The organism is Ferroplasma sp. Type II (assembly GCF_000496155.1).
In genome coordinates this window covers 4,667-6,754 of the sequence record NZ_KI542744.1, presented here as the reverse complement: position 1 = coordinate 6,754, position 2,088 = coordinate 4,667, and the positions used below count along the sequence as shown (strand labels likewise).

Below are 2,088 nucleotides of genomic sequence, written 5' to 3'. Positions count from 1 at the left end.
CCCTATTTGCAGCATGTTGCCGGATGCTGAATCCCTTTGCTTCGCTACACTTATAGCCTTTACTGCAAGGTTTATGGCATCATCCAGCTTCATATCACGCTGGTACTCTGCCTCAAGAACTCCATAAACAAAGGGAGAACCTGATCCAGTGCTTGCATATTCATCCTCTACAGACCCGCCCGCAGCATCTATTGAGAAAATGTGTGTCTTCTTGTCATAACCTCCAACTAACAGTTGAACCATGTAAGGGTAATATTTAGACTGGTTAAGCATGTTAGAAAGCAGTGTTGCTGCAGCCTCTATTGGCATGTTGATCTTTCTCTGTATCCTGTAAAGCTCCATTTCGGCTCTCATAAATCTTACAAGTGTCTGGGCATCTCCTACTAAACCTGCAATTGTCATACCGGCATATGTATCTATTTTGTACAATTTCTGTGCATCCTTGTTTGAAATGAAATTGCCCATGGTAGCCCTGCTATCAGTCCCCATGATAACGTAATTGCCTGCCGTGATACCAAGTGTTGTTGTTCCAGTTTTTAATACTTCCATATAATCCCTCTAAACAATTATTATTTCTTAATAACAAATAATATATTTAAATTTTCTACAGCACGTAATTAACCTTACGTTTATATATTTTATGATTTTGAACTTTCCATCAATGTGGAAGAAAAAATTGGCAGATCCAATGGAAAATTTATCCTTTGAACTGATTTTAACCAATATTTGGGTAAAAATTGGGGAATGAATCTAAAAGAGTGGATATAAGGATATTCTGTATCTATCCGGAAAATTTTAGTGGTAGCCTTAAAGGTTCTCTCAGGCTTTTACAAAATTCTGAAAATAGGTCGGAGCCGGTTGGTACTGTTGTACATGCACCTCAAGGTACACTTGACCAACTGGTCTTACCCGCAAACAATTTATTAAAAGAATGGATATAAACTTTGTCCACGTATCCATGGCAATTACATACAGTTAGGTGAATGATAATGGCATTACAGAAAATATTTCAGGAAACCCGGTTTCCTGCTTGGGAACACTCTGTCTACGTGAGGGGCATACAATATCCATAAGATTATCCCTGTATGAAGTATCATATAAATAATCTAACAGGGTCTTGCTGTTTGTCCCCGGAATAATATTCTTCTGGGTTATTTGCAAACAGCATGGTCTTTATTTCATGATATTTAACAGGGAAGGCATGAACCATTATCATTGATTCTGCAAATTTTAATAAGCTTTTGACTGTAATAATATTAGTATTCTCATCCATGAATGCCTGGATTGAGGCAAGAAGAACAAATGCTGTTAATACTCCTCTATTGTTTATCTGAGTCAAGTATATTCGATATATGCTTTAATATCTCCCTTTCCAGTATGGTTCCAATAAATTTGCCTGATTTGTCAATAACTGCCACTATTGGGGGATCGGATTCCCGGAATATTTTGATCAGGTCAGTAGCAGGAGAATCACACATTACCTTTATTGCTGGCACTATTTTCCCCTGATATACGGAAAGTGTCCTGAGCTGGTTATGCCCCATTGTAACCATATCACTTAGCATCAGCTGGCCAAGAACCCTTGAGTTTGAATTTATAACTATTACTGCACGTGCATTTAAATCTGTACACATCTTAAAGGCCAAACTTATGGGATTTTTGCTGTTGACCGACACTGACTGAAATGAACTGGCAATATCACATGCCTTCAGATTTTTGAATTCGGCATTGACCATTTCCCAGACATATTTGGATTTCTTTGTCTGTACAACGGGAGCCTTGATATTGAACAACAAGGGTATTACAAGTGTCAGCAGTGTTATGGCTATCATAATGACAGAATAGTCATACCGGCCAACCAGGGTTAGGCCTAAGGCAACTACCAGTAAAGCTGCATCGACGCCACCGTGTACCGATGTGCCCAAAGCATTTTTCCAGGTATCAATATGCATGAATTTAGAACTTATTATGCCGGCAATAGGCTTGAATGCAAGGGCTATAACAAAAACGGCAAGTCCAACTATCATAAGCGAAAAGGTTATCCTGACAAAATAAAGGCCTAGCCCGATAAAAAATAAAGGTTCAAAA

Annotated in this window: 3 protein-coding genes; all 3 read right to left on the bottom strand. The window is 38.5% G+C overall.

Features of this window, described 5'->3' with window-relative positions:
* Positions 1-549: archaeal proteasome endopeptidase complex subunit beta (gene psmB, locus AMDU4_RS09105; protein WP_290704835.1), on the bottom strand; the 549-nt coding region annotated here is incomplete at its 3' end.
* Between the two features lie 544 nt (positions 550-1,093).
* Positions 1,094-1,339, bottom strand: a complete 246-nt coding sequence (locus AMDU4_RS09100) for a hypothetical protein (RefSeq protein WP_290704832.1) — start codon at positions 1,337-1,339, stop codon at positions 1,094-1,096.
* Positions 1,320-2,088 (bottom strand): CBS domain-containing protein (locus tag AMDU4_RS09095; protein WP_290704829.1); only part of this gene is annotated, 769 nt, incomplete at its 5' end. The genes AMDU4_RS09095 and AMDU4_RS09100, both read right to left, overlap by 20 nt.